The organism is Streptomyces sp. NPDC107765 (assembly GCF_055657085.1).
In genome coordinates, this window is sequence record NZ_JBVKBL010000010.1 from 23,192 (window position 1) to 48,775 (window position 25,584).

Below are 25,584 nucleotides of genomic sequence, written 5' to 3' on the forward strand. Positions count from 1 at the left end.
CCGAGAATGTCGACAACGGCACGGCCCCTTCTCATCGCGGTACATCGCCGGCAGTGACAGGACACTCCGCGTCACGGCGTTGTGCGGCTTCCACACAGTTCTTCCACAACGTCACGCAACGGCGCGCGACAGGAGCCAGAGGACATGCAGACCAAGCTGGACGAAGCCAAAACCGAGCTGCTCGCCAGGGCCGCCCGGGTCGTTGAGAGCAGCCCGGCCGGGGGCAAGCACCCGGTACGGGGGATCGACCCGGACACCCTTGCGGGATACCTCCAGCGCTACTACCTGCACACCGCCCCCGAGGACCTGATCGACCGCGATCCGGTCGACGTCTTCGGCGCCGCGCTCTCGCACCACCGCCTTGCGCAGACGCGCCCCCAGGGCACCGCCAACGTCCGGGTGCACACCCCGACCGTCGAGGAGAACGGCTGGACCTGCAGCCACTCCGTCGTCGAGGTCGTCACCGACGACATGCCGTTCCTGGTCGACTCGGTCACCAACGAGCTCTCCCGGCAGGGCCGCGGCATCCACGTCGTCATCCACCCGCAGGTCACCGTCCGCCGCGACGTCGCCGGCCAGCTCATCGAGCTCCTCGACACCAACGGCGACGCCCGCGGCAACGGCAGGGCCAAGGCCGCCGAGCTGCCGCACGACGCGGTGACCGAGTCCTGGATCCACGTCGAGATCGACCGCGAGACCGACCGCGAGGACCTGACGCAGATCACCGCCGATCTGCTGCGGGTGCTGTCCGACGTCCGCGAGGCCGTCGAGGACTGGGAGAAGATGCGCGCCGGCGCGCTGCGCATCGCCGACCAGCTGCCCACCGAGCCGCTCGCCGACGACCTGCGCGAGCTGGAGGTGGAGGAGGCCCAGGAGCTGCTGCGGTGGCTGTCCGACGACCACTTCACGTTCCTCGGCTACCGCGAGTACGAGCTGGGCTCCGTGGCCGGTGAGGGCGGCACCCAGGAGGACGTGCTGACCGCGGTCCCCGGTACCGGCCTGGGCATCCTGCGCGCCGACCCGCCGCACCGCGAGAGCGACGCCGGCCACCCGGTCTCGCCGTCCTTCAACCGGCTGCCCGCGGACGCCCGCGCCAAGGCCCGCGAGCACAAGCTGCTGATCCTGACCAAGGCCAACAGCCGCGCCACCGTCCACCGCCCGTCCTACCTCGACTACGTCGGCGTCAAGAAGTTCGACGAGCAGGGCAACGTCATCGGTGAGCGGCGCTTCCTGGGCCTGTTCTCCTCGGCCGCGTACACCGAATCGGTGCGCCGGGTGCCGGTCATCCGCCGCAAGGTCGCCGAGGTCCTGGACGGCGCGGGCTTCGGCCCGGACAGCCACGACGGCCGCGACCTGCTGCAGATCCTGGAGACCTACCCCCGCGACGAGCTGTTCCAGACGCCCGTCGACGAGCTGCGGTCCATCGCCACCAGCGTGCTGTACCTCCAGGAGCGGCGCCGGCTGCGGCTCTTCCTGCGCCAGGACGAGTACGGCCGCTACTACTCCGCGCTGGTCTACCTCCCGCGCGACCGCTACACCACCGCCGTCCGGCTGCGCCTGATCGAGATCCTCAAGGAGGAGCTGGGCGGCACCAGCGTCGACTTCACGGCCTGGAACACCGAGTCCGTCCTGTCCCGGCTGCACTTCGTCATCCGGGTCCCGGCCGGGTCCACCCTCCCCGACCTCACCGACGCCGACGCGGACCGCATCGAGAGCCGCCTGGTGGAGGCCGCCCGCTCGTGGTCCGACGGGTTCGGCGAGGCCCTGATCGCCGAGGTCGGCGAGGAGCGCGCCGCAGAGCTGCTGCGCCGCTACAGCCACGCCTTCCCCGAGGGCTACAAGGCCGACAACAGCCCGCGCAGCGCGGTCGCCGACCTGACGCACCTGGAGAAGCTCACCGAGGAGCCCGGCAAGGACTTCTCCGTCAGCCTCTACGAGCCGGTCGGCGCCGGCCCCGGCGAGCGCCGCTTCAAGATCTACCGCAGGGGCGAACAGGTCTCGCTGTCGCGGGTGCTGCCCGGTCTGAACCGCCTGGGCGTCGAGGTCGTCGACGAGCGCCCGCACGAGCTGCGCCTGGCCGACGCCAGCCGCGCCTGGATCTACGACTTCGGCCTGCGGATGCCGGAGCACATCAAGGGCGACGACGCCCGCGAGCGCTTCCAGGACGCCTTCACCGCGGTGTGGACCGGTGCCGCCGAGAGCGACAACTTCAACAAGCTGGTGCTCCGGGCCGGCCTCAACTGGCGCCAGGCGATGGTGCTGCGGGCCTACGCCAAGTACCTGCGGCAGGCGGGCTCCACGTTCAGCCAGACGTACATGGAGGACACCCTCGCCAACAACGTCCACACCACCCGGCTGCTGGTCTCGCTGTTCGAGGCGCGGATGTCCCCGGAGCGGCAGAGCGCCGGCCGGGAGCTGACCGACGGGCTGCTGGAGGAGCTGGACGGCGCCCTGGACCAGGTCGCGTCCCTGGACGAGGACCGCATCCTGCGGGCCTTCCTGACCGTCATCAAGGCGACCCTGCGCACGAACCACTACCAGAAGAACCGCCAGGGCGAGCCGCACGGCTACCTGTCGATCAAGCTGGACCCGCAGGCCATCCCCGACCTGCCGGCGCCCCGCCCGGCGTACGAGATCTGGGTGTACTCCCCCCGCGTCGAGGGCGTCCACCTCCGCTTCGGCAAGGTCGCGCGCGGTGGTCTGCGCTGGTCGGACCGCCGGGAGGACTTCCGTACCGAGATCCTCGGCCTGGTCAAGGCGCAGATGGTCAAGAACACCGTCATCGTGCCGGTCGGCGCGAAGGGCGGCTTCGTCGGCAAGCAGCTGCCGGACCCGGCGCAGGACCGGGACGCCTGGCTGGCCGAGGGCATCGCCAGCTACCGGACCTTCATCTCGGGCCTGCTGGACATCACCGACAACCTGGTCGGCGGCGAGGTCGTCCACCCCAAGGACGTGGTCCGGCACGACGAGGACGACACGTACCTGGTCGTCGCCGCCGACAAGGGCACCGCGACGTTCTCCGACATCGCCAACGAGGTCGCCGAGTCCTACGGCTTCTGGCTCGGGGACGCCTTCGCCTCCGGCGGCAGCGCCGGCTACGACCACAAGGGCATGGGCATCACCGCCCGCGGCGCCTGGGAGTCGGTCAAGCGGCACTTCCGCGAGCTGGGCGTGAACACCCAGACCGAGGACTTCACCGTCGTCGGCGTCGGCGACATGTCCGGTGACGTCTTCGGCAACGGCATGCTGCTCAGCGAGCACATCCGGCTGGTCGCCGCCTTCGACCACCGGCACATCTTCCTCGACCCCAACCCGGACGCGGCCACCTCGTACGCCGAGCGCCGCCGGCTCTTCGAGCTGCCCCGCTCGTCCTGGGCGGACTACAACACCGAGCTGCTCTCGCAGGGCGGCGGCATCCACCCGCGCTCGGCCAAGTCCATCCCGATCAACGCGCAGGTGCGGGCCGCCCTCGGCATCGAGGCCGGCGTGAAGAAGATGACCCCGGCCGATCTGATGCGGGCCATCCTCAAGGCGCCGGTCGACCTGCTGTGGAACGGCGGCATCGGCACGTACGTGAAGTCCTCGGTGGAGTCGCACGCCGACGTGGGCGACAAGTCCAACGACGCCATCCGCGTCAACGGCGAGGACCTGCGGGTCAAGGTCGTCGGCGAGGGCGGCAACCTGGGCCTGACGCAGCTGGGCCGGATCGAGTTCGCCACGGCCGGCGGGAAGATCAACACCGACGCGATCGACAACAGCGCCGGTGTGGACACCTCCGACCACGAGGTCAACATCAAGATCCTGCTCAACGCCGTCGTGGCCGAGGGCGACATGACGGTCAAGCAGCGCAACAAGCTGCTGGCCGAGATGACCGACGAGGTCGGCGCGCTGGTGCTGCGCAACAACTACGCGCAGAACACCGCCCTGTCCCTGGCCATCGCCCAGTCGTCGAGCATGCTCCACGCCCAGCAGCGGTTCATGCGCCGCCTGGTGCGGGACGGCCACCTCGACCGGGCGCTGGAGTTCCTGCCCACCGACCGGCAGATCCGCGAGCGGCTGACCGCCGGCCGCGGCCTGACCCAGCCCGAGACCGCGGTGCTGCTGGCCTACACCAAGATCACCGTCGCCGACGCGCTGATCAAGACCGGTCTGCCGGACGACCCGTACCTCCAGCGGCTGCTGCACGCCTACTTCCCCTCGGCGCTGTACGAGCGGTTCCCCGAGCAGGTCGACGGGCACGCGCTGAGCCGCGAGATCGTCACGACGGTGCTGGTCAACGACACCGTCAACACCGGCGGTACGAGCTTCCTGCACCGGATGCGGGAGGAGACCGGAGCCTCCCTCGAAGAGGTCGTCCGGGCGCACACCGCGGCCCGCGCGATCTTCGGGCTCAACCAGGTCTGGGACGACGTCGAGGCGCTCGACAATGTCGTCGCGGCCGACGTCCAGACCCGGATCCGGCTGCACTCCCGCCGGCTGGTCGAGCGCGGCACCCGCTGGCTGCTCAACAACCGCCCGCAGCCGCTGGCCCTGTCGGAGACCATCGACTTCTTCTCCGAGCGGGTCGGGGAGGTCTGGGCGCAGCTGCCGAAGCTGCTCCAGGGCAGCGACCTGGAGTGGTTCGAGACGATCCTGGAGGAGCTGACCGGCGCGGGCGTGCCCGAGCAGCTGGCCGTCCAGGTGTCCGGCTTCTCGTCGGTCTTCCCGGCGCTGGACATCGTCGCGGTCGCCGACCGGATCGGCAAGGAGCCGCTGCAGGTCGCCGAGGTCTACTACGACCTGGGGGACCGGCTGCGGATCAACCAGCTCCTGGACCGGATCCTGGAGCTGCCGCGCAACGACCGCTGGCAGTCGATGGCCCGCGCCTCGATCCGCGAGGACCTCTTCGCGGCGCACGCGGCGCTGACCGCGGACGTGCTGTCGGTGGGCAACGGCTCCTCGACGCCGGAGCAGCGGTTCAAGGCGTGGGAGCAGGCCAACGCGGCGATCCTCAGCCGTGCCCGGGCGACGCTGGAGGAGATCCACGGCTCGGAGGGCTTCGACCTGGCGAACCTCTCCGTCGCCATGCGGACCATGCGCACCCTGCTGCGTACGCACAGCTGAGCCGCCCGGCAGGACGGTGCGGACGGCGACGGCCCCGGAGCTCAAGGCTCCGGGGCCGTTCCCGTTGCGGCGCCGGACGGGCTACTTGCCGGTCTCCTTCTCGTAGGCCTTGATGACCTCGTCGGTGGGGCCGTCCATCAGCAGTTCGCCGCGTTCCAGCCACAGCACGCGGTCGCAGGTGTCGCGGATGGACTTGTTGTTGTGGCTGACCAGGAAGACCGTGCCGGCTTCCTTGCGCAGCTCGCGGATGCGGGCCTCGGAGCGCTTCTGGAAGGCCCGGTCGCCGGTGGCCAGCGCCTCGTCGATCATCAGCACGTCGTGGTCCTTGGCCGCGGCGATGGAGAACCGCAGCCGGGCGGCCATGCCCGAGGAGTAGGTGCGCATCGGCAGCGAGATGAAGTCGCCCTTCTCGTTGATGCCGGAGAAGTCGACGATCCCGTCGTAGCGCTCGCGGATCTGCTCGCGGCTCATGCCCATGGCCAGGCCGCCGAGGACGACGTTCTTCTCGCCGGTCAGGTCGTTCATCAGGGCCGCGTTGACGCCCAGCAGGGAGGGCTGGCCGTGGGTGTAGACCTTGCCGCGCTCGGCCGGCAGCAGGCCGGCGACGGCCTTGAGCAGGGTGGACTTGCCCGAGCCGTTGGAGCCGATCAGGCCGATGGACTCCCCGCGGTAGGCGGTGAAGGACACGCCCTTGACCGCGTGGACCTCGCGCACACCGGTGGAGGGCTTGCGGCGGACGATGCGGTTCAGGGCCGCGGTGGCGCTGCCCTTGCCGGCACCCGTGCCGTAGACGCGGTAGACGATGTGCAGATCGTCCGCGATCACCGTCGGGATCCGCTCCTGGGCGGCCGCCGTGGGCCGCACGCCGTTCTTCTCCGCCGTCATGAGCTCAGCCACGTCCGTACCGCTCCTCAGCCTTCCAGAAGTACACATAGCCGCCGATACCGGCCAGCAGGGCCCAGCCGGTCGCGAACGCCCAGACGTGCGGCGGCAGTTGCTTCGCGGTGAAGCTGTCGATCAGCGCGAAGCGCATCAGATCGATGTAGACCGCCGCCGGGTTGGCGTTGAGCAGCAGCTCCACGATCTTCGGCAGGTGCTTGCCCTGGATGATCACGCTGATGCTGAACATCACGCCGGACGCGTACATCCACGTCCGCATCACGAAGGGCATCAGCTGCGCCAGGTCCGGGGTCCGGGCGCCGAGGCGGGCCATGACCATCGCCAGGCCGGTGTTGAACACGAACTGCAGGGTCAGGGCCGGCAGGACGAGCAGCCACGACCAGGTCGGGAACTGCCCGAAGCACAGCAGGATGACGGCCAGCACGCCCATGGAGAACAGCAGTTGCTGGAGCTGCGCCAGGCAGAACGAGATCGGCAGGCAGGCCCGCGGGAAGTGCAGGGCGCGCACCAGGCCGAGGTTGCCGGAGATCGCCCGGGTGCCGGTCATCACCGAGTTCTGCAGGAAGGTGAAGATGAAGACGCCGGTCACCAGGAACGGGATGAAGTCGTGGACGCCCCTCTTCGTGCCGAGCAGCACGCCGAAGATCAAGTAGTAGACGCCCGCGTTGAGCAGCGGGGTGATCACCTGCCAGAGCTGCCCGAGCTTGGCGGTGGTGTACATCGCGGTGAGCCGGGCGGTGGCGAACGAGGTGATGAAGTGCCGCCGCTGCCACAGCTGGCGGGTGTACTCCGGCAGCGAGGGGCGGGCACCGCTCACCGTGAGGCCGTGGCGTTCGGCCAGCGCGTGCAGCGCGGGGTCGGGGGCGGTGCCGGGGGCGGGCGCCCGTTCCGGTGCCGGTGCCGGGGCCGGGGGAGTGAGGGTCTGGGGCATGGGGGCCGCTTTCGCTTGCGTACGGGGGCCGCAGAACGGAGTGCGACGACGGAACGGGTCCGTATCGTCGCGACGCCGACACTAAAGGGAGCTCGCGTCGAAACGCAACCGTAGCGTCGTGACGCTAGGCTCAAGCCATGGCAAAGAACGGCAACGGGAACGACCCTGCGGCGGGCCGGCGCGCCCCGGCGGGCGCCGCGGTACTGCGCGAGGACAAGACCGAGGCGATCCGCGCGGCGGTCTTCGCGGAGCTGGCGGCGGTGGGCTTCGCCCGGATGTCGATCGAGGGCATCGCCCGCCGCGCGGGCGTCGGGAAGACCGCCGTCTACCGGCGGTGGCGCTCCAAGCTGCACCTCGTCCTGGACGTGGTCTCCGCGGTGGCTGCCGCGGGCCTGCCGACCCCCGACACCGGGTCGCTGCGCGGGGACGTACGGATGCTGCTGGAGGTCGCGGCCCGGGCGCTGCGGCACCCGATGGCGTCGCAGATCATCCCGGACCTGCTGGCGGAGGCGGCGCGCAGCCCGGAGCTGGCGACCGCGCTGCAGGCGGCGCTGCACGACAGTCAGGAGGGCGTCGCGGCCGCGGTGGTGGCCAGTGCGGTGACACGCGGCGAGCTGCCGCAGGACGTGGACACCCGCCTCGCGCTGGACCTGCTGACCGGCCCGCTGTACTGGCGGCTGCTGGTCGTACGCGACGAGCTGCCCAAGGGCTACCTCGACGCCCTGGCGGACTCGGTGGCGGCGGCCCTCGGGGCGGAGTGAGCGGAGCCGGGCGCCGGGGGAGGCGGGGCGGGGCGAGGGGCTCCGGGTGGGGGCGATCCCCTAGGGCATGGTCGAACGGATCCCTTAGGGGACGCGAGGGCCCCCTGCGGGTCCACAACCGTGGGGAGAGGCGCGGTATTCCGGCGCTCGCACGCGACACGGCGCGGACCGCACGGGACGCGGCGCTGCCCCGCATGCGACGCGGCGCGGCCCGTACGCGACACGGCGCGGCTCCCGCACGCGGCACGGCGCGGCACCCGTACGCGACGCACGCACGCTGCCCCCGGCCGGAAGCCCGGCCGGGGGCAGTGTGCGTGCGTTCTTATGCGGGTGTCTTCGTGGGGGCTCAGCCCGCCAGTTCGACGTCCGAGGTGTCGGAGGATCCCGACGGGTCCGAGGCCGTCGGGTCGGCGTCGTCCGCGGCGGCGCGCGGGGCCGGGAGCTTGATCAGGCCGGCCGCGGCGGCCGCGGTGCGGGGGGACGGGGCCACCGTGCGCTCCTCCTGCGGCAGCGGCTCGGGGGTCGTTTCCTGGCCGAGGAAGACCCGGCGGACCACGCGCTCGGCGGCGTGCCCGTCGTCCCACTGGCAGAACCGCGCGCGGAACGCGGCGCGCAGCTCGGTGGCCCGCTCGTCGTCCCAGCGGCCGCTGCGGAAGGCGTCGATCAGCTCGTCCTCGGTGGTGGCGAGCACGCCCGGGGTGTCACCCGGCTTGCCCGACAGCAGGTCGAAGGTGACACCGCGGGAGCGGACGTAGGTGTCCCAGTCGTCGGCGTAGTTGATGATCGGCCGGTCGAGGTTGGCGTAGTCGAACATGATCGACGAGTAGTCGGTGACCAGGGCGTCGGCGGCCAGGCACAGTTCCTCGACGACCGGGTGGCCGGAGACGTCGATGATCGCGCCGCGCTCCTGGAGCTCCTGGAGGCGGGCGTCCTGGTCGTAGAAGTAGTGGGTGCGCACCAGCAGGACGAAGTCCTCGCCGAGCTCGCGGGAGATCTTCTCCAGGTCCAGCCGCGGCACGTAACCGACCTGATAGTCGCGCATGGTCGGCGCGTACAGGACGGCGGTCTTGCCGGGGGCGACGCCCAGGCGCTCGCGGATGTCCAGGACGCCCTGGGCGCTCGCCCGGTAGTAGACGTCGTTGCGGGGGTAACCGGCGTCCAGCGACTCGAAGTTGCAGGGGTAGACCCGCTCCCACTGCTCGGTGGTGTGCTGGTTGGAGGAGAGCGAGTAGTCCCAGCGGTCGGCGCGGGCCAGCAGCTTGCGGAAGCTCATGCCCTTGGCGGCGGCCGGGTAGCGCTTCTGGTCGACGCCCATCGACTTCAGCGGCGTGCCGTGGTGGGTCTGGAGGTGCACCTGGCCCTCGCGCTTGACCACGCCGTCCGCGAAGTTCACGTTGTTGACGAGGTACTTGGCGCGGGCCATGACCTCCCAGTAGCGCGGCGAGTTCAGCACGACGTGGTCGACGCCCGCCGGTATCTCGCCGGAGTCGACCAGCTGCTGCTTGACGACCCACACGCCGTGGACGTGCGGGGCGAGCTCCTTGGCCTTCTCGTAGATCGCCAGCGGGTTGCAGGCCGGCAGCCGGTTCCAGTACGCGGAGTAGACCGCGAGGTTCTCGTCCAGCGGCTGCCGCAGCAGGGCCTGGTAGCGCAGGTCCATGGCCTTCTTCTTGGCCTGGCGGACCTTCTTGCCGGCGTGCTTGCGGACCGTGCGCTGCACCTTGCCGGCGACCTTGAGGCCGGCCAGCGCCGGGTAGGCGTCCTTGGCGAGCAGCGCGTACTTGCCGCCGGCCACCCCGGCGGGGCGGACGAAGCCGGCCGGCAGCCGCCGGCGGTAGTCGCGGGCGGCGCGGTGGAAGAACTCGGCGGTGGCGTTCTGCGGCAGCCGGCCCGGCTTGTCCAGGACCGTCAGGTAGTGGTCGATCATCTTGCGGAACATGTGCGGGCGCCAGCGCGACAGCTCCGGGTGGGCGTCGAGGTAGCCGAAGACCCGCTCGTACTGGTCGAAGACGTCGAAGTGCTTGCGGCTGGTGGTGCGCAGGATGTTGCCGCCCTGCCGGCGCTGGCGGTAGTGCAGGCAGACCCGGTCGAGGACGGCGATGGACTTCGCGGTGATCAGCGTGCAGAACGTCCAGGGGGCGTCCTCGTAGTAGCCGACCGGGAAGGTGAAGCCGTGCTCCTCGACGAAGTCGCGGCGGTAGGCCTTGTTCCAGACGATCTGCAGCAGGTCGAGGATCTCGGGGCGCTCGGCGAGGGTGAAGCTGGGCGCGCCGGACTCGTCGAGCCGGTCGGCGAGGAGGTTGCGGCGGACCGAGCCGTCCCAGTAGGTCCGGGCGTAGTCGAAGATCAGGATCTCCGGGCTGCCGGTGGCGTCCAGCCGCTCCGCCAGCGCACCGAGCGCGCCGGGCGTGAGGGTGTCGTCGCTGTCGAGGAAGAGGACGTACTCGCCGCGGACCTTCTCCAGGCCGGCGTTGCGGGCCAGGCCGAGGCCCACGTTCTCCGGCAGGTGCAGGACCTGCACGCGCTGGTCGCGGGCGGCGTACTCGTCGAGGATGGCGCCGCTGCGGTCGGGTGAGCAGTCGTCGACGGCGATCACCTCGAAGTCCGTGAAGTCCTGCGCCAGCACCGAGTCCATGCACTCGCGCAGGAAGCCCTGCACTCTGAACACGGGGACGATGATGCTGAAGCGGGGTACGACGGGGTCGAGGACTGTCTCGGACATGCGGTGCTTACTCCTCGTGACGAGCTGAGTACAGAACGCAAAAAAGCCCCAAAGGGGTTCCTTGCATTGTCAGCCCTCCTGACCGCTGTTCACCCGAAAAGGTTGTTGTTCGTAACCTGAAAGTTCTGTGGTGCTCATCACGGATGGGGGTAAGTGGTGAATTTCCGGACGGGCGGAATGCCTCCTGGGCACCGCTTCCGGACGAGCGGGACGGGCGGAAGACCCCGGGGCGCCGAATACTGAGGACGTGTCACCGCCGCGCCCGCCCCGTGTCACCCGCCGCCGGCTGCTCCAGCTCACCGGCGGCGGGCTGCTCGCCGCGGCGGCCGGCACCGGCGTCTGGGCCCACCTCGCCGACGAGGGCCCCCGGTCGGGTGAACCGGCCGGCTCCGGGCCGCCCCTGGTCGACCCCGCGGACCAGTCCTTCCTGCACGTCATCGCCCACCCGGACGACGGCCTGTACTTCATGAACCCCGACCTGGAGCAGGCCGTCCGCGCCGGGGCCCGCTCGGTCACCGTCTGCCTCACCGGCGGCGAGTCCGACGGACACAACGTCAGCAGGCACGCCGCCCACGCCGATCGGGTCCCCAGGAACCGGCCCGCCTTCGCCCGGGCCCGCACCAACGGGCTGCGCGCCGCGCACGCCGAGATGGCCCTCGGCGACCCCGCCGCGCCCTGGCACCTGACCGCGATATCCCTGCTCCCCGGCTTCCAGGCCGAACTGCACACCCTCCAGGCCGCCCCGCACCAACAGCTGCTGTTCCTGGAGCTGGTGGAGGCCCGGGCCGTCTGGCAGGCCCGCGCCACCAGCCTGCGCGGCCTGTGGCTCGGCGCCACGCCGTTCCTGCCCACGCTGCGCCCGGCCGGCTCACCCGTACGGCACCAGTTCCTCTACCGCCGAGAGCAGGTCGTCGCGGCCCTGGTGGCGGTGCTCGACCGGGTCCGCCCCACGGTGGTGCGCACCCTGGACCCCAACGCGGTGCACTCCCGCAAACGGCCGCCGGCCGGCCCGGACCGCGACCCCCGGCTGGCCGGGCTGCGCTACTACGACCACCAGGACCACACCGCCTCCGCCTACTTCGCGCAGGCCGCGCTGGCCGCCTACCGGCCGCGCGGCGGCCGCCCGCCCATCGTGGAGAACTACCTCGGCTACGAGGCGGACGCGCTGCCCAACGACGTCGACCCGAAGGCCGCCCGGCGCAAGGCCCGGCTGCTGTCGGTGTACGGCTGGGCCGACCACCGCCGCTGCGGCGACCCGGCCGGCTGCGGCGACCGCAAGGTCGGCGGCTCGGCGCTGGACGGCGGCTCCCGCAACTGGACCCGCTCCACCCGGCTGCGCGCCCCCGGCTCCAACGCCTGGCTCCGGCCCGCGCAGGACGGCCGGCTGGTGGCCTTCGCGGTGCTCGGCGGCACCGCGTACTGCTGGACCGAGACCCGCCCCGGCAGCGGCCGGTTCGGGGCGCCGGTGCCGGCCGGCGGCACGCTGCTGCAGGGGCAGATCCACGCGGTGCGCCGCCCCGACGGGCCGCTGCAGCTGTTCGCCTCGCGCACCGTGCTGCCGGGCCGTGCCGCCGTGCACCGCCGCGAGCTGGTGACCGCGGCCCAGCACGGCACCGCCCCGGACGGCACACCGCTGTTCGGCCGCTGGGAGTCGCTGGGCTCGCCGGACCCGGACCCGGAGCGCTCGCTGGAGATCGGCTTCCCCGTCGCGGTGGCCGCCCCGGACGGCACGGTGCACGTCTTCGTCCGCACCTGGGACGGCAACGTCGCGCACCGCGCCGGCCCGGGCGGCACGGGCTTCACGCCGTGGCAGCGGCTGGAGGGCACGGTCAGCACCCTGAAGGCGTCCCCGCAGGTCGTCGACGGGCTGGACGCCTGCGTGGACTCCGACGGGCTGATCCACGTGGTCGCGCCGGGCATCGGGACGGTGGCGCACTGGGTGTCGAAGGAGGCCGGGCAGATACCGCGGCCGGCCGCGGCCACCGGGCTGCCGCAGCCGGGCGGCCCGGTCAGCCTCGTCCCGCTGGCCGACGGCGTGGTGCGGGCCGTCTACCGCCGCTCGGTCACCGCGCAGGTGCTGATCGCCGAGCGGCACCGGCGGATCGGCGGCTGGCGGGTGGCGGCGCAGTGCGCGCCGGTCGGCGGCTACGGGCGGGTGGCGGCGGCCCCGGTGGGCAGCGGGGACCGGATGGTGCTCGCGGCCCGGGACGACACCGGGGAGGTGCGCACCGCGATGGCCCAGGACGCCCCCAAGCCCTGGCAGCCGGGCCGGGTCTCGCACTCCGCGGCGGCCGGCGTCGCGCAGGACGCCGCCGGGCGGGCGGTGGTGGTCGTGCTGGGCACCGACGGCCGGCTCTACGCGGCCCGGCAGACGTCGGTGGGGCAGACCGCGCTGTTCGGCGCCTGGCGGCGTCAGGCCGCCTCGCCGGAGCGGACCGGCGACGCCCCGGCCTGACCGGCGGCGTCCTGTGCGGGGCAGTCTGATCCTGCCGCCCGGGCTGGCGGCCGCAGGATCCGCCGCGAGACCAGGTAGCCGGCCGGCAGCGCGAAGGCGGCGGCGGCCAGCGGCGCCAGCGTGCTGTTCATCCCGCACCAGCCGACCAGCGCCATCAGCCCGGCGCTCTGCATGCCGTAGTTGGTGGCCTGGGTCAGCGGGAACAGCAGGAACTTCTTCCAGGTCGGGCGGGTGCGGTAGGTGAAGTAGGTGTTGAGCAGGAACGAGCCGGCCATGCTCAGCGCGAAGGCGAGGCTGTAGGCGGCGAAGTACGGCAGCAGGCGGTGCAGCGGCAGGTAACAGGCGTAGAACGTCGCGGTGTTGACCCCGCCGACGGCGGCGAAGCGCACCAGCTGACCGGTGCCACCGGACCGGCGCCCGCCCGCGGGCCGGCCGCCCATCAGCCGGCCTGCGACCCGGCGGTGGCGGCGTCCGCGGGCCCGGCGGCGGCGCTCAGGGCGGCCTCGGCGGCGTTGCCCTCCTTGACCAGGTAGTGCGGGCGCCGCTTGGCCTCGTGGTAGATCCGGCCGATGTACTCGCCGATCAGCCCGAGCATCACCATCTGCAGCCCGCCCAGCCCCACGATGATGGCCACCAGCGTCACATAGCCGGGCGCGGTGACCCCGCCGACGACGGCCGCCGCGACGATCCACAGGGTGTACAGCCCGGCGAGCCCGGCCAGGCCCAGGCCGGCGTAGATGGCCAGCCGCAGCGGCCGGCTGTTGAAGGAGAGCATCCCGTCGATGCCGTAGTTGACCAGCGCGCCGAGCCGCCATTTGGTCTCGCCGGCCTCCCGTACCGCGTTGCGGTAGTCGAAGGTGACGGTGTCGAAGCCGATCCAGGAGAACAGGCCCTTGGAGAAGCGGTTGTACTCCGGCAGCGCCAGCAGCGCGTCCACCGCCTTGCGCGACAGCAGCCGGAAGTCCCCCACGCCGTCGGCGAGTTCGACGTCGACCCAGGTGTTGACGGCACGGTAGTAGCAGCGGCTCAGCGCGGACCGCAGCCGCCGTTCGCCGTCCCGGCTGCGCCGCGCGACGACCTGGTCGTGGCCCAACTGGTAGAGGTCGAGCATCTTCTCGATGAGGTCCGGGGGGTGCTGCAGGTCGGCGTCCATGAGGATCACCGCGTCGCCGGTGGCCGCCCGCAGGCCGGCCAGCATGGCGGGTTCCTTGCCGAAGTTGCGGCTGAACGACAGGTAGCGGGTGGTGCCCCGGTGCTGCTGGGCCAGACCGCGCAGCCGGGCCAGGGTGCCGTCGGTGCTGCCGTCGTCGACGTAGCACAGCTCGTGGGCGACGCCGAGGCGGGCGAGGACCGCCCGGACCGCCTCGTCGAAGCGGGCCAGTACGGCCTCTTCGTTGTAGCAGGGGACGACGATGGAGAGCTTCATCCGCGGGTCTCCTTGGTGGTGCGACGCCGGGACCGGCCGCGGCCCCGTAGCTGACCCCCGACCGCCACCGCGCCGGCCGCCAGCCCGGCCGCCCCGCTCACAGCCAGCCCCCCGGCCAGCCCCGGCGGCACGTACGTGCAGGTCAGCCAGGTCGCGCCGGGCCGCAGCGGAACCGTCAGCAGCCCGCCGTACGACGCCGGCGCGCGCCGCGGCCCGCCGTCCACCGCGCAGCCCCAGCCCCGGACGGCCGGCAGCGCCAGCACGGCGTGCCCCCGGCTGCCGCGCGGCAGCCGGGCCGTCAGCCGGTGCCCGCCGGCGGACAGGGCCACCGGCCCGCGCAGCGCGCGCACCGCCCGGTCCAGCGCGCCCGGCGGCAGACAGCCCAGCGGGCGCGCGGGCAGCCACTGGCGGCCCCGGCCGATGAACCGCACCGCGACCGTCCCGTCGTCCGGCACCCGCCCCAGCACCCGCACCGGGTTGGCGGTGGTGTCCGCCCGGCCGATGCCCTTGGTGCGGGTGCCCAGCCCGCTGACCTGGCCCCAGAACCAGGGCGCGTACCAGACGACGGTGCCGCCGGGGGTGCAGCGGGCGGTGAAGGTGGTGCCCGCGCCGTTCGGGCCGGCCAGGGGGGCGGCAGCGGCGGGCAGCGCGGACGGCGGCAGCAGCCAGCCGCCGCGCCCGCGCACCGGCGCGGTGCCCGCGGTGGGCGTCAGCTCCGGCACCTCGTAGACCGCCGTGCCCAGCACCCGTTCCTGGCGCGCGAACACGCTCTCCGCGCCGCGGGGCGGGGCCGCCAGGCGGCTGCGTACGGTCAGCAGCGGGGCCGGCGCCGGGCGGGCGCGGTCCACGGTGAAGACGCCGCGGGGGTGCTGCGGTGCGGGGAACAGCGAGCTGCTGACGCCCATCAGGGCCCGGCCCACCGGGTCCTCGAAGCTGAGGGTGTGACGGCCCCTGATGTACCAGCCGGCGCCCAGGCCCGCGAGGGCCCGGGCGGTGGCCGCGGGCACATAGCTGCTGTAGTAGGCGCCGCCCTCGCCGCCGAGCAGCAGCGGGTCGTTGTTGGCGAACTCGTGCGGCCCCGGGTCGGCGCGCGAGCGCGGCCAGTCGTCGCGTGCGGCGAGCCCGGCGCGGGCCGCCAGGGACCCCCGGGTCATGGTGATCTTGGGCCGGAACCAGGCGATCTTGCCCCGTACGGCCGTCACCGAGAACACCGTGTACGCCGAGGTGAGCAGCACCGTGCCGGCCAGTGCCGCGGTGAGCGCGGTCCGGGCGCCGGCCATGGACGGCGCCGCCGGCGCCGCCAGCCCGACCAGTGCCGCCAGGGCCGCGGCCCCGCCGCCGGCCACCAGCAGCCAGGTGGCCGCACCGACCGCGCCCTGGTCCCGGCACGCCCACGCCAGCAGCGCCACCAGTGCCCCGCCGGCGGCCAGTTCGCCGGCCCGGGGCCGGTGCGCCAGCGCCAGCCAGGAGATCATCACCAGGATCCCGCTGAGCACGAACGCGGCCCGGTACGGGCTGCCGTTGGGCAGCGCCAGCCCGTGCCACAGCAGGATCGTCGGCTTCCAGACGAACGAGGCGGCCACCCCCAGCGCGAGTGCGTACCAGGCGATCCGGGCCCGCACCGGCACTGCCCGGACGAACGGGAAGGCGGCGACCAGCAGCAGCCCGGGCATGCCGACGAAGATGTTGGGCGTGGGCACCCCGCCGTGGCCGCCGGGCAGCAGCTGCGCCAGCTGGTACAGCACGGTGGGCCGTTCCTCGTAGGAGACCGGGGGAGCGGGCTGGGCCGCCTGGCTGGCCCGGAGGGTGACGGTCAGGACGGGCGCCGCGAGCCCGATCCCGGCCAGCGCCGCCGTCACCGCCCGGCCGGCCGCCCGCAGCCGCGCGCCCGGCGGCATCCCGGCCGCCGTCACCAGCCGCACCGCCAGCACCAGCCCGGTCGCCAGGGTGGCCATCGCCGCCGTGTAGAAGTTGCCCGCCCAGGCGAGGGCGACCAGCAGCGTCCCGGCCACCCAGCGGGTGCGCCGCAGGCACCAGTCGGCGGCGATCCCCAGCAGCGGCAGCGCCACCGGCCCCCACATCCACATCGGGTCCGCGGCGCCGTCGTTCAGCACCCAGGCGCACAGCGCGTAGCCCACCGACAGAAGCGCCCGCAGCGTCCCGGAGCCCGGGTGCAGCCGGCCGAGGAGGACGGTCATCAGGGCGGCGGCCAGGCCGATGCACAGCAGCGTGACGAGGAAGACCGGCAGGTTCACCAGTTCGCGCGGGAAGAGGCCGACGAGCAGCGAGAACGGGTTCATCAGATACGTGACGAAGTCCGCGAGGAACGGCACCCCGTATCCGCTGCTCCAGTTGAAGAACAGATCGCCGGTGGCCTGCCCGTGCAGCAGGTCCCACAGCCGGGCGTGGAACGGCACGAACTGGTTGCCGAGGTCGTTGACGGCGCGCGAGCGCGGTCCGAACGGGTAACTGCCGTACAGGGCCAGCCCCAGGCAGTACGCCGCCGTGGACAGCGCCGCCGCCGTCCAGGGGGCGGTCCACCGCCGTGGCGGCCGGTCCGCCGCCGGGCGGTCCGCACCGGGCAGCGGCCGGGCAACCTCCCGGGGCCGGACCGCCTCTTGGGGGGTGGCGGGCGTCGGGGCCACCGGCACTCCTCCACGGTCGGCGAACGTTCAGTCAACGTTATATGTCTTAATAGTCTGTTTTGCCTCACTGGAGTGCTGCGTATGCCGAGGGACACCGAGGACAACCCCCGCACCACACCGATGACCCGTACCGCCCCGGCCGTCTCGGTGATCGTGCCGGTCCACAACACGCTGCCCTACCTCGACCGCTGCCTCGGCTCCGTCTTCGCCCAGACCCTCGCCCCGCACCGCATCGAGATCATCGCCGTCGACGACGGCTCCACCGACGGCAGCGCCGGCCGGCTCACCGACATGGCCCGCCGCAACCCCCGCCTCACCGTCGTCCACCAGCCCCCCTCCGGCGGCGCCGGCAAACCCCGCAACACCGGCCTCGCCCGCGCCCGGGGCGACTACGTCTTCTTCCTCGACTCCGACGACCGCCTCGGCCCCGAAGCCCTCGACCGCCTCACCCGCATGGCCCGGACCCACGGCTCCGACGTCGTCTACGGCCGCATCGTCGGCGCCGACGGCCGCGCCGCCCCCGTCGACCTGCGCACCACCAGCCCCGCCGTGTCCGTCTTCGACTCGCCCGTCTACTGGTCCCTCGCCGCCTACAAACTCTTCCGCCGCGCCTTCCTCGAAACCCACCACCTGCGCTTCGTCGAGGGCCGCCTGCTCGGCGAGGACCTCCCCTTCGGCATCGCCGCACTGCTGCGCGCCCGCACCGTCTCCGTCCTCGCCGACTACGACTGCTACTACCTCCACGGCCGCGCCGACGACAGCAACGCCAGCCGCCAGGACGTCGACTGGCCCGACTACCTCCACTACATCGGCGGCGTCCTCGACACCGTCGCCGCCGAGGTCCCGCCCGGCCCCGACCGCGACAAACTGATGACGCGTCATTTCCACGGTGAGATCCTCATGCCCTTCGGCGCGGCCTACCTCGCCCGCACCCCCGACGGCCGCCGCCGCATGACGGCCGCCGCCCGCCCCCTCGTCCGCCGCCACCTCACCGACCGGATACGCGCCGCCCTGCCGCCCCGCCTCCGGCTGCGTGCCCACTGCCTCGACGCCGGCCTCGACGACGCCCTGACCGCCGTCGTCCGCGCCGACACCGGCCCGGTCCCCACCGAGGTCGACCCCGACGGCCGGATCCACGCCCGCTACCCGTACTTCCGCGACCCGCACCACCCGCTGCCCGACGCCGCCTACGACCTCACCGACCGCGTCGTGCTGCGCCAGCGGCTGACCGGCTGCCACTGGACCGGCACCGTCCTCCGCCTGACCGGCACCGCCGCCCTGCCGCACCTCCACACCACCGCGGTCACCCTCGTCCTGCACCGCGCCGGCGCCACCCACCACCTCCCCGCCCCCTACGCGGACGGCCACTGGCAGGCGGAACTCGACCCGGCCACCGCGGCCGGCGGCGCGCCCCTCACCGACGGCGTCTGGGGCCTCAAGATCACCGTCACCGGGCACGGCACCGCCACCGACGGCGACCCGGGCCCCGCCGTCCACCGCACGGCCTGGCTGGTCCCGGAAACCACCCCGTCCGCCGCCGACCTCGCCCCGCGCCCCGTGCCGCCCGGCCCGGTCACCGCCGCGCTGTTCCTGTCCGACCCGCACGGCCACCTCCACCTGCGGCTGACCGCCCCGGACTGAGCCGCCACACCGTGCAGGGGCCGCCCGGCGGGAGCACTCTGGTAGGAGCGGTTCCGGAGGTGATGGTGATGCTGCAGACAGCTGTCGGATGGCACGTCGAGATGGAATTCGAGGAGGACAACCACCGCACGCGCGCGGCCGCCCTCGTGCGGCTCCCGGACGGCACCGAGGTCCGGTCCCACGGGTACGCCAGCCGCCACCCCGCCGACTCCAACCAGCCGCGGGTCGGCGAGGAGGTCGCCGGGGCCAGGGCGCTCAACGACCTGGCGATGAAACTGCTGACCAAGGCCCACGACGAGATCGACGAGGCGTCCGGGCGGACGTCGTACCCGCTGACGACCCGCTGACCGCCCGCCGACCGGCCGGGCCCGCCGGCCGGCCGCGGGTCACGCCCGGGGGCGGATCAGACCTCCGGGTGGTGGTGCCGCCAGCCCGCCCACGCCGACGTGACCATGTCCCGCACGTCGTGCCGGGCCTTCCAGCCCAGCTCCGCGGAGATCCGGTCGGCGGCCGCCACCACCCGCGCCGGGTCACCCGGCCGGCGCGGCGTCACCTCGGGCGCCACCCCCTCGTACCCGGTGACCTCCGCGATCAGACGGATCAGCTCGCGCACCGAAACGCCCTCGCCGCGCCCGATGTTCAGCGTCAGGTCCCGCACCGGGCCCGGCCCGGCCAGCTTCCGGGCCGCCGCCACATGCGCATCGGCGAGATCGGCGACATGGATGTAGTCGCGGATGCAGGTGCCGTCCGGCGTGTCGTAGTCGTCACCGAAGATCCGCGGCGCGGCACCCGCCGTCAGCCGCTCGAACACCATCGGCACGATGTTGAAGACCCCCGTGTCGGCCAGCTCCGGGGCGGCCGCACCGGCCACGTTGAAGTACCGCAGACAGGCCGTGGAAATGCCGTGCGCCTTCCCCACCGCCCGCGCCATCCACTCCCCGACCAGCTTCGTCTCCCCGTACGGGTTGATCGGCACGCACGGCGTGTCCTCGGTCACCAGCTCCACGTCCGGCATGCCGTAGACCGCCGCCGACGACGAGAACACCAGCCGGCCCACCCCGCCCGCCGCCATCGCCTCCAGCAGCGTCTGCAGCCCGTGCACGTTCTCCCGGTAGTACAGCAGCGGCATCTCGACGGACTCGCCGACCTGCTTCTTCGCCGCCAGATGCACCACATCGGTCACCCCGTGCTCCGCGATCGCCGCGTCCAGCAGCGCACGGTTCAGCGTGGAACCCACGACCAGCGGCACGCCCTCCGGGATCCGGGCGGCCACGCCCGTCGTCAGGTCGTCCAGCACGACGACCCGCTCGCCCGCCTGCCGCAGGGCCCGTACGACATGGGAGCCGATGTAACCGGCACCACCCGTGATCAAGTAAGACATGACGCCCATCCTAGGAGGGGAAAGCACCCGGACAACGGACAACGACAAGGTCAGCGGCGCAGCCGGCGCGCCGCGATCCGCCAGACGCTGCGCAGCCCCGACGCCACCCGCAGCGACAGCGCACCACCCGTCGTCGCATACGGCTGCACCAGCAGCACCGCATGCCGCCGGTTCGGCAGCACCCGCCGCCGCAGACCCGGCCCGGTGGCCCGCAGCGCGGCCCGGAAACCCGCCCCGTCGGCGCAGCTCACCCGCGCCATCAGATCCCACGGCTCCGGATCGGCCGCCGCCCCGGCGCCCCGCTCGGTCAGCGCCTCCAGATCCAGCACGACCTCCGCCGTCCAGCACACCTCGGCACTCCCCGGAGTGCCCGCGGCGGCCCGGGTGAGGGCCGCGGTGTGCACCGGGCCCCGCCGGTCGTCCCGGCGCCGCCGCAGCTCCACGTCGATGCTCTCCGGCCCCGCCGCCGCCAGCCGCCCGTACAGATCGTGCACCCGCAGCCGCAGCACACTGCGGCCGCCCACCGACGGCTCCGCGTCGATCGTCACCGGCAGCCGGCCTATCGGCTTCGTCCCCAGCGCGTCCAGCTCCACCTCGGGCAGGTCCGGCGACCACACCGCCCGCCCGTCGGCCTCCGCGTACGGCGGCAGCAGCCGCCCCGGACGGCTCGCCAGCTGCGTGATCCGGTCCAGGTCCCGCGGCGCCGGCGACGCCAGCACCACCCGCGCCAGCCACCGCGCCGGCGCCCGCGCCGCCCGCAGCGCCGCCTCGTCGAAACCCGCCAGGTACTCCCGGGTCAGCCGCCACCACTCCGCCCGGTAGTCCGCACCGCGGGTGTGCAGCTCCCGCACGTACATCCGCAGATCATGATCGAGGAACTTGGTGGCCGCCGCCTGCGCCAGCACCGGCGACCCCGCCTCCCGGAAGATCTCCACACTCGCCCGGTGCGCCGCGATCCGCGCCTCCCAGTTCGCGACGTCCTTGCGGTTCAAGGAGATCGACTGCCGCGCCGCCGACCGGCGCACATGCCAGACGTAGACGCTGTCCGGCACCGTCGCGATCCGCGGCGCCGCCGCCAGCACCCGCGCGGTGAACACGAAGTCCTCGTACGTGAAGCGGCCCTCCGGGAACACGATCGCGTGCTTCGCCAGGAACTCCCGCTCGTACAGCTTGTTCACACACAGCGTGTCCCGCACCAGCTGCGGACTGGCCTCCGCCGACTCGTGCACCGCCGCCTCCCGGTACAGCCCCGGCTGCCACGGCACGTCCCGCCGCGCCGGCAGCTCCCGTCGCACGCACGCACCCGACACCACCGGCGCGTCGTACCGCAGCGCCGCCGACAGCAGCGCCCGCACCGCACCCGGCGGCAGCACGTCGTCACTGTCCAGGAACATCACGAACCGGCCCGTCGCGGCCCGCAATCCCTCGTTGCGGGGCGTGCCGCAGCCGCCGCTGTTCGCACTGCGGTGGATCACCCGCAGCCGCGGCTCGGTACGGGCCAGCTCGTCCAGGGCGGCGCCGGTGCCGTCGGTGGAGGCGTCGTTCACCGCGATCACCTCGGTGACCGTGTCACCGGGAGCCTCCTGAGCGAGCGCGGAACGCACCGCATCACCGACATGGCCGGCATCGTTGAACGCGATGACGACGATGCTGACCTGCGCGGAGGGCGTGATGGTGGGCCCCGGCAGCTGCTCAGGGGCTTCTTTCACAGTCACTAAATCTACATTTCGTGTCGACAGCATCTCTTGGCGCGAGCGGGAACCGAACCCATATCCGATGGGTCAGAGGGCGAAACCCGCCGAGCGGTTGCACTCCCCGCCCCGCTTTTCCGCCGCATTGCCGTCTCGTGACCGGGCGAAGGGCCGGGCTTGGGTGCGCAAGGACCCGACAGCCCGCCGCGGACCCCTGCACATGCTGTAACGACGCGAGTGGCGTGCGATGCCGATCCGCGCACCATCACCTTGCCGCGGACCGGCAACCCTCACCGCTCCATCACGTCCGCGACCCGCCCCGCCGCACCGCCGTCGTCCCGGTGACAGAACACCTCCCGGAAATCCGCGTACGCCTCCGCATGCGCCCCGGCCACCGCCCCCAGATCACCCAGCGCCTCCACCAGCTCACCCGTCGACGACAGCAAGGGCCCCGGCACCCGCGCCTCGAAATCCAGCGTGAAGCCCCGCAGCACATCCCGGTAATGCGCCAGGTCCGGCGTCAGGAACAACATCGGCCGGCCCGTGTTCGCGAAATCCACCGCCAGCGACGAATAGTCCGTCACCAGCACATCCGCCACCAGCAGCAACTCCATCGCGTCCGGATACGCCGACACGTCCACCGCGAACGGCGCAAGATGCCCCGGCAACCGGTCCGCGACCAGCGGATGCCCCCGCACCAGCAGCACATGCCCGTCCCCCAGCTCCCGCCGCGCCAGCTCCACGTCCAACGGCAGCGGCAACCGGTGGTGCCGCGCGTCGTACGCCACGTCGTCCCGCGGCGTCGGCGCGTACAGCACCACCCGCCGGCCCGGCTCCAGCCCCAGCCGCTCCCGCACCGCCGCCGCCCGCAGCTCCCGGTCCGCCGCGAACAGCACATCCGTCCGCGGCAGCCCCGTCTCCAGCACCCGCCCCGCGAACCCCAGCGCCGACCGCAGCACCCCGGTGCTGTGCCCGTTCGGCGACAGCAGCACGCTCCACTGCCGGCTCACCCGCGGCCGCGGCGCCAGATGCGCAAGCCCCGCACACAGCGTCCCCGCCAGATCCGCACCGATCCGCTTCAACGGCGTACCGTGCCAGGTCTGCACGATCCGCTGACCGCCCCGCCGCGTGAACCACCACGGCAGATGGGTGTTCGTCACCACCCACCGGCTGTGCGCCAGCGCCCCGTGCCACTCCGCGCTGCCCACCACCACCGCCCGCGCCGTCGCCGGCACCGCCGTCTGCCCGTCCCGCACCGCCCACAGGTGCTCCACGTCCATCCCCCGGCGCACCAGCTCCTCGTGCACCGCCCGCGGCGAATCCCCGTACGACCGGCCACCGAAACTGCTGTACAGCACCGTGTCCCGCAGCGGACGCGAACGGTGCAGCACATAGTGCTGCTCCCGCAGCAGCCGCCGCCGGTACGGGCCCCGGTCCGCGGCCGGCACCGCAGGGCCCGCCACCACCAGCACCTCGTCCTCCCGGTGCCGGTCCACCACCAGCGGCTTCCCCCGGACCGTGCACGACGCCGGCAGCCCCTGAAGCACCCGCGGCACCAGCCGCACCGGCGCGTCCAGCGGCGAGCCCACCGCCCCCCGCTCCCGCAGATGCAGCGACCAGCTGCCCTCCCGCAGCGGCACCGGCCCGGCCAGCGACGGCAACGCCCCCAGCGGCAGCCGCCCGTGGAACCGGCCCTCGTCATGCGTCACCGGGAACGTCAGCTCCGCCGCATGCTCCCCGTGCTTCAGCACCAGCTCCGTCGCGTGCGGCGCCGCCGCCGGCAGACCGCCCGCCACCAGCAGCGTCCCGTCCGACCGCCACAGCACCCGGTCCGCATACGGCTGCGGCGTCCGGTCGTGCAGCACCAGATCCCCCGCCGGAGAAGCCGCCACCACCAGCTCCCGGCCGTGCGGCAGCGGATACCCCACCGGCTCCAGCGCCGGATCACACGCCACCCGGTCCGTCCCGCCGTCCGGCAGCACCAGCTCCGCCAGCCAGCTCTCCGTATGCGCCGGCGGGATCGCCGCCGGCGCCCCGTCCCGCGGCGGACGCGCCGCCGCCACCGCCTCCGCCAGCACCCGGAACGTCACCCCACCCCCCTCGCCGGGCTCCGCCCCCGCCGGGAACGACACCACCGTGCCCGTCCCCCGATGCGTCAGCCGCAGCCCCGACGGCGCCGGCCCCGGCGCCCGCACCGACACCTCCAGCGCACCGGCCGCCACCGACCGGTGCCCCGCCAGCCACCGCGTCCGCCGCGCCACCGACAGCCGCAACCGCCCGTCCTCGTACCACGGCGTCACCCGCACCACGCCCCGCGGCCCCTCGTCCGCCACCTCCGACGCCACCGGCGCCGCCCCCGACCCCGACTCCGGCGCCACCGGCGACGCCACCCGCACCGCACTCGCCGACGCCAGCACCAGCCCGACCGACCAGTCCCCCTCCTCCCACCGCCCGCCCCGCCGCAGCCGCGCCGGATCCACCCGCAACTCGAACCCCGACCAGTCGTAACAGTGCAGCTCCTGCCCCGACTCCGCGGTCGCCTCCGGCATCGCCACCGTCCGCAGCGGCAGCACGATCCGCCGCCGCCCGCACGACAGCACCGCCGTCCGCACCCCCACCGTGTGCCGGTGCGCCGCATCCACGTTCCGCACGTACGCGTGCCCCCGCAGCACCAGCACCCCGTCCCGCCACACCGCCTCCCGCACCCGCGCACACACCGGGAAGTCCTCCCGGCCCAGCCGCGTCACCCCCGGCGGCAGCTCCAGCGGCGGACTCACCGGCACCACCGCCCGCCGCCGCAACGGCGGCCCCGCCACCGCGAACCCCGCCGGATTCCGCGCCTCGTGCCGCAGCAACGTCAGCAGATCCGCCGCCCGCCCCGCCCGCACCAGATACCACCGCATCCGCAACTCCACCGGAAGCTCCGGAAACACCCGCGGATCCACCCCCGCCAGGAAATCCCGCGCACAGTCCAGGAACGCCGTCCGGGTCTCCGGCGCCGCCCCCGGCAACGCCGCCACCAGATCCGCCAGCCCCTCCGTCAGCTGGAACCGGTCGTAATCCCGCCGGTACGCCTGCAGCTGCGGCCGCGATGCCTCACCCAGGAACCGCCGGATCGCCGCCACCGCCGCGAACCGGTCCCGCACCCCCTGCGGATCCGGCCGCCGGTGCCGCGCCGCACCCTCCGGCAGCCGCCAGTAACACACGTGCTCCCGCAGCACGTCCACCGCACCGGCCAGGAAATGCGCCGGCACCGTCACCGCCTCGTCCAGGCACAACTCCCCCTCCGGAAAAGCGAAACCGTGCCGGTCCCAGAACTCCCGGCGGAACACCTTGTTCCGGGCGAAGGAATCCGCCAGCAGCGTCAGATCCTCCGTCACATGCGTCCCCAGCACCGTCTGCCGGCCCGCCGGATGACGCGCCGACTGACTCCGCCCCGCCGCCCCCAGCCGGTACACATTGCCCGTCGCCAGATCCGCCCCCGACCGGTCCAGCACCCCCACCAGATCCTCGTACGCCCGCGGCAGCAGCACATCGTCCGCATCCAGGAACGCCAGATAACCGGTGTGCGGAAAAGCGTGCCGGGCACCGGCGTTCCGCGCCGCACCGCACCCCGCCGCCCCACCGGCCGGCAGGTGCACGATCCGGAACCGCGGATCCCGCTCCGCGGCGGCATGCGCCACGGCAGAGGACGGGCCCTCACCCGCGGGCCCGCCCTCCACCAGCACCACATCCAGTTCCGCCAGCGTCTGCGCCGCCACCGACGCCAGGCACTCCTCCAGATTCCCCTCCGCCCCCGCACCACGAGGAATCGGGACGACCACGGTGAGCCGGGGCTTCATAGATGGACCACGCCCTTCCTGTTTCTTGTGGGCGTTCAACTCACCACCGGCGGCACGGTCACCGGATCTGCGCTGAAAGGGTGAGC

At 73.2% G+C, this 25,584-nt stretch carries 14 protein-coding genes; 5 read left to right on the forward strand and 9 right to left on the reverse strand.

All coding sequences use genetic code 11. From position 1 onward, the window contains the following. The first annotated feature begins 144 nt into the window (after nucleotides 1–144). A complete protein-coding gene (locus ACZ7MX_RS23795; RefSeq protein WP_472135142.1) occupies nucleotides 145–5,103 on the forward strand; it encodes an NAD-glutamate dehydrogenase in 4,959 nt (1,652 codons plus the stop codon). A gap of 81 nt (nucleotides 5,104–5,184) precedes the next feature. On the opposite strand, the gene ACZ7MX_RS23800 is transcribed toward ACZ7MX_RS23795, so the two are convergent. Together ACZ7MX_RS23800 and ACZ7MX_RS23805 are read right to left on the reverse strand one after the other, a co-directional pair. Continuing rightward, the gene (locus tag ACZ7MX_RS23800) at nucleotides 5,185–5,988 is read right to left on the reverse strand and encodes an ABC transporter ATP-binding protein (protein ID WP_472135471.1); all 804 of its coding nucleotides are present in this window, start codon (nucleotides 5,986–5,988) and stop codon (nucleotides 5,185–5,187) included. A gap of 4 nt (nucleotides 5,989–5,992) precedes the next feature. Beyond that, on the reverse strand, nucleotides 5,993–6,934 hold the full coding sequence (locus tag ACZ7MX_RS23805; protein WP_472135144.1) for an ABC transporter permease: 942 nt from the start codon (nucleotides 6,932–6,934) through the stop codon (nucleotides 5,993–5,995). 137 nt (nucleotides 6,935–7,071) lie between these two features. Here ACZ7MX_RS23805 and ACZ7MX_RS23810 point away from each other — a divergent pair, with 137 nt between their 5' ends. Then, entirely contained in the window at nucleotides 7,072–7,695 is a 624-nt protein-coding gene (locus ACZ7MX_RS23810) for a TetR/AcrR family transcriptional regulator (protein ID WP_030417326.1), read from the forward strand. A gap of 346 nt (nucleotides 7,696–8,041) precedes the next feature. Here ACZ7MX_RS23810 and ACZ7MX_RS23815 read toward each other — a convergent pair whose 3' ends face one another. Then, nucleotides 8,042–10,417 carry a bifunctional glycosyltransferase/CDP-glycerol:glycerophosphate glycerophosphotransferase gene (locus ACZ7MX_RS23815; RefSeq protein WP_472135146.1) on the reverse strand — a complete coding sequence of 792 codons (2,376 nt, stop codon included), beginning with the start codon at nucleotides 10,415–10,417 and terminating at the stop codon, nucleotides 8,042–8,044. Between the two features lie 247 nt (nucleotides 10,418–10,664). Here ACZ7MX_RS23815 and ACZ7MX_RS23820 point away from each other — a divergent pair, with 247 nt between their 5' ends. Further along, nucleotides 10,665–12,872: a PIG-L family deacetylase gene (locus ACZ7MX_RS23820; protein ID WP_472135148.1), complete on the forward strand. Its 2,208-nt coding sequence runs from the start codon at nucleotides 10,665–10,667 to the stop codon at nucleotides 12,870–12,872. Here ACZ7MX_RS23820 and ACZ7MX_RS23825 read toward each other — a convergent pair. The 3 genes from ACZ7MX_RS23825 to ACZ7MX_RS23835 are packed head-to-tail and all read right to left on the reverse strand — an operon-like array spanning nucleotide 12,830 to nucleotide 16,943. Beyond that, nucleotides 12,830–13,312 (reverse strand): GtrA family protein, encoded by a 483-nt coding sequence (locus ACZ7MX_RS23825; RefSeq protein WP_472135150.1) that lies wholly within the window; start codon nucleotides 13,310–13,312, stop codon nucleotides 12,830–12,832. The genes ACZ7MX_RS23820 and ACZ7MX_RS23825 overlap by 43 nt on opposite strands. Next, on the reverse strand, nucleotides 13,312–14,298 hold the full coding sequence (locus ACZ7MX_RS23830) for a glycosyltransferase family 2 protein (RefSeq protein WP_351540339.1): 987 nt from the start codon (nucleotides 14,296–14,298) through the stop codon (nucleotides 13,312–13,314). The genes ACZ7MX_RS23825 and ACZ7MX_RS23830 overlap by 1 nt, the downstream gene beginning before the upstream one ends. Beyond that, nucleotides 14,295–16,943, reverse strand: coding sequence for a YfhO family protein (locus tag ACZ7MX_RS23835; RefSeq protein WP_472135152.1), 2,649 nt, complete (start codon nucleotides 16,941–16,943; stop codon nucleotides 14,295–14,297). The genes ACZ7MX_RS23830 and ACZ7MX_RS23835 overlap by 4 nt, the downstream gene beginning before the upstream one ends. 81 nt (nucleotides 16,944–17,024) lie before the next feature. Here ACZ7MX_RS23835 and ACZ7MX_RS23840 point away from each other — a divergent pair, with 81 nt between their 5' ends. Then, the gene (locus ACZ7MX_RS23840; protein WP_472135154.1) at nucleotides 17,025–18,584 is read left to right on the forward strand and encodes a glycosyltransferase family 2 protein; all 1,560 of its coding nucleotides are present in this window, start codon (nucleotides 17,025–17,027) and stop codon (nucleotides 18,582–18,584) included. A gap of 68 nt (nucleotides 18,585–18,652) precedes the next feature. After that, the gene (locus tag ACZ7MX_RS23845; protein WP_030815262.1) at nucleotides 18,653–18,931 is read left to right on the forward strand and encodes a DUF1876 domain-containing protein; all 279 of its coding nucleotides are present in this window, start codon (nucleotides 18,653–18,655) and stop codon (nucleotides 18,929–18,931) included. Between the two features lie 56 nt (nucleotides 18,932–18,987). Here the strand turns inward: ACZ7MX_RS23845 and galE are convergent, their stop codons facing one another. The 3 genes from galE to ACZ7MX_RS23860 form a co-directional block, all read right to left on the reverse strand. Beyond that, entirely contained in the window at nucleotides 18,988–19,965 is a 978-nt protein-coding gene (gene galE / locus ACZ7MX_RS23850) for a UDP-glucose 4-epimerase GalE (RefSeq protein ID WP_472135156.1), read from the reverse strand. 50 nt (nucleotides 19,966–20,015) lie between these two features. Next, the gene (locus tag ACZ7MX_RS23855) at nucleotides 20,016–21,674 is read right to left on the reverse strand and encodes a glycosyltransferase family 2 protein (protein ID WP_472135158.1); all 1,659 of its coding nucleotides are present in this window, start codon (nucleotides 21,672–21,674) and stop codon (nucleotides 20,016–20,018) included. Nucleotides 21,675–21,946: 272 nt separating this feature from the next. Beyond that, the gene (locus tag ACZ7MX_RS23860; RefSeq protein ID WP_472135160.1) at nucleotides 21,947–25,498 is read right to left on the reverse strand and encodes a bifunctional glycosyltransferase/CDP-glycerol:glycerophosphate glycerophosphotransferase; all 3,552 of its coding nucleotides are present in this window, start codon (nucleotides 25,496–25,498) and stop codon (nucleotides 21,947–21,949) included. Nucleotides 25,499–25,584 lie beyond the last annotated feature (86 nt).

Bases quoted from the DNA above. Each gene is read 5' to 3' on its own strand.
- ACZ7MX_RS23795 (WP_472135142.1), top strand. From the start codon at position 145: ATGCAGACCAAGCTGGACGAAGCCAAAACCGAGCTGCTCGCCAGGGCC.
- ACZ7MX_RS23800 (WP_472135471.1), bottom strand. From the start codon at position 5,988: ATGACGGCGGAGAAGAACGGCGTGCGGCCCACGGCGGCCGCCCAGGAG.
- ACZ7MX_RS23805 (WP_472135144.1), bottom strand. From the start codon at position 6,934: ATGCCCCAGACCCTCACTCCCCCGGCCCCGGCACCGGCACCGGAACGG.
- ACZ7MX_RS23810 (WP_030417326.1), top strand. From the start codon at position 7,072: ATGGCAAAGAACGGCAACGGGAACGACCCTGCGGCGGGCCGGCGCGCC.
- ACZ7MX_RS23815 (WP_472135146.1), bottom strand. From the start codon at position 10,417: ATGTCCGAGACAGTCCTCGACCCCGTCGTACCCCGCTTCAGCATCATC.
- ACZ7MX_RS23825 (WP_472135150.1), bottom strand. From the start codon at position 13,312: ATGGGCGGCCGGCCCGCGGGCGGGCGCCGGTCCGGTGGCACCGGTCAG.
- ACZ7MX_RS23830 (WP_351540339.1), bottom strand. From the start codon at position 14,298: ATGAAGCTCTCCATCGTCGTCCCCTGCTACAACGAAGAGGCCGTACTG.
- ACZ7MX_RS23840 (WP_472135154.1), top strand. From the start codon at position 17,025: ATGCCGAGGGACACCGAGGACAACCCCCGCACCACACCGATGACCCGT.
- ACZ7MX_RS23845 (WP_030815262.1), top strand. From the start codon at position 18,653: ATGCTGCAGACAGCTGTCGGATGGCACGTCGAGATGGAATTCGAGGAG.
- galE (WP_472135156.1), bottom strand. From the start codon at position 19,965: ATGTCTTACTTGATCACGGGTGGTGCCGGTTACATCGGCTCCCATGTC.
- ACZ7MX_RS23860 (WP_472135160.1), bottom strand. From the start codon at position 25,498: ATGAAGCCCCGGCTCACCGTGGTCGTCCCGATTCCTCGTGGTGCGGGG.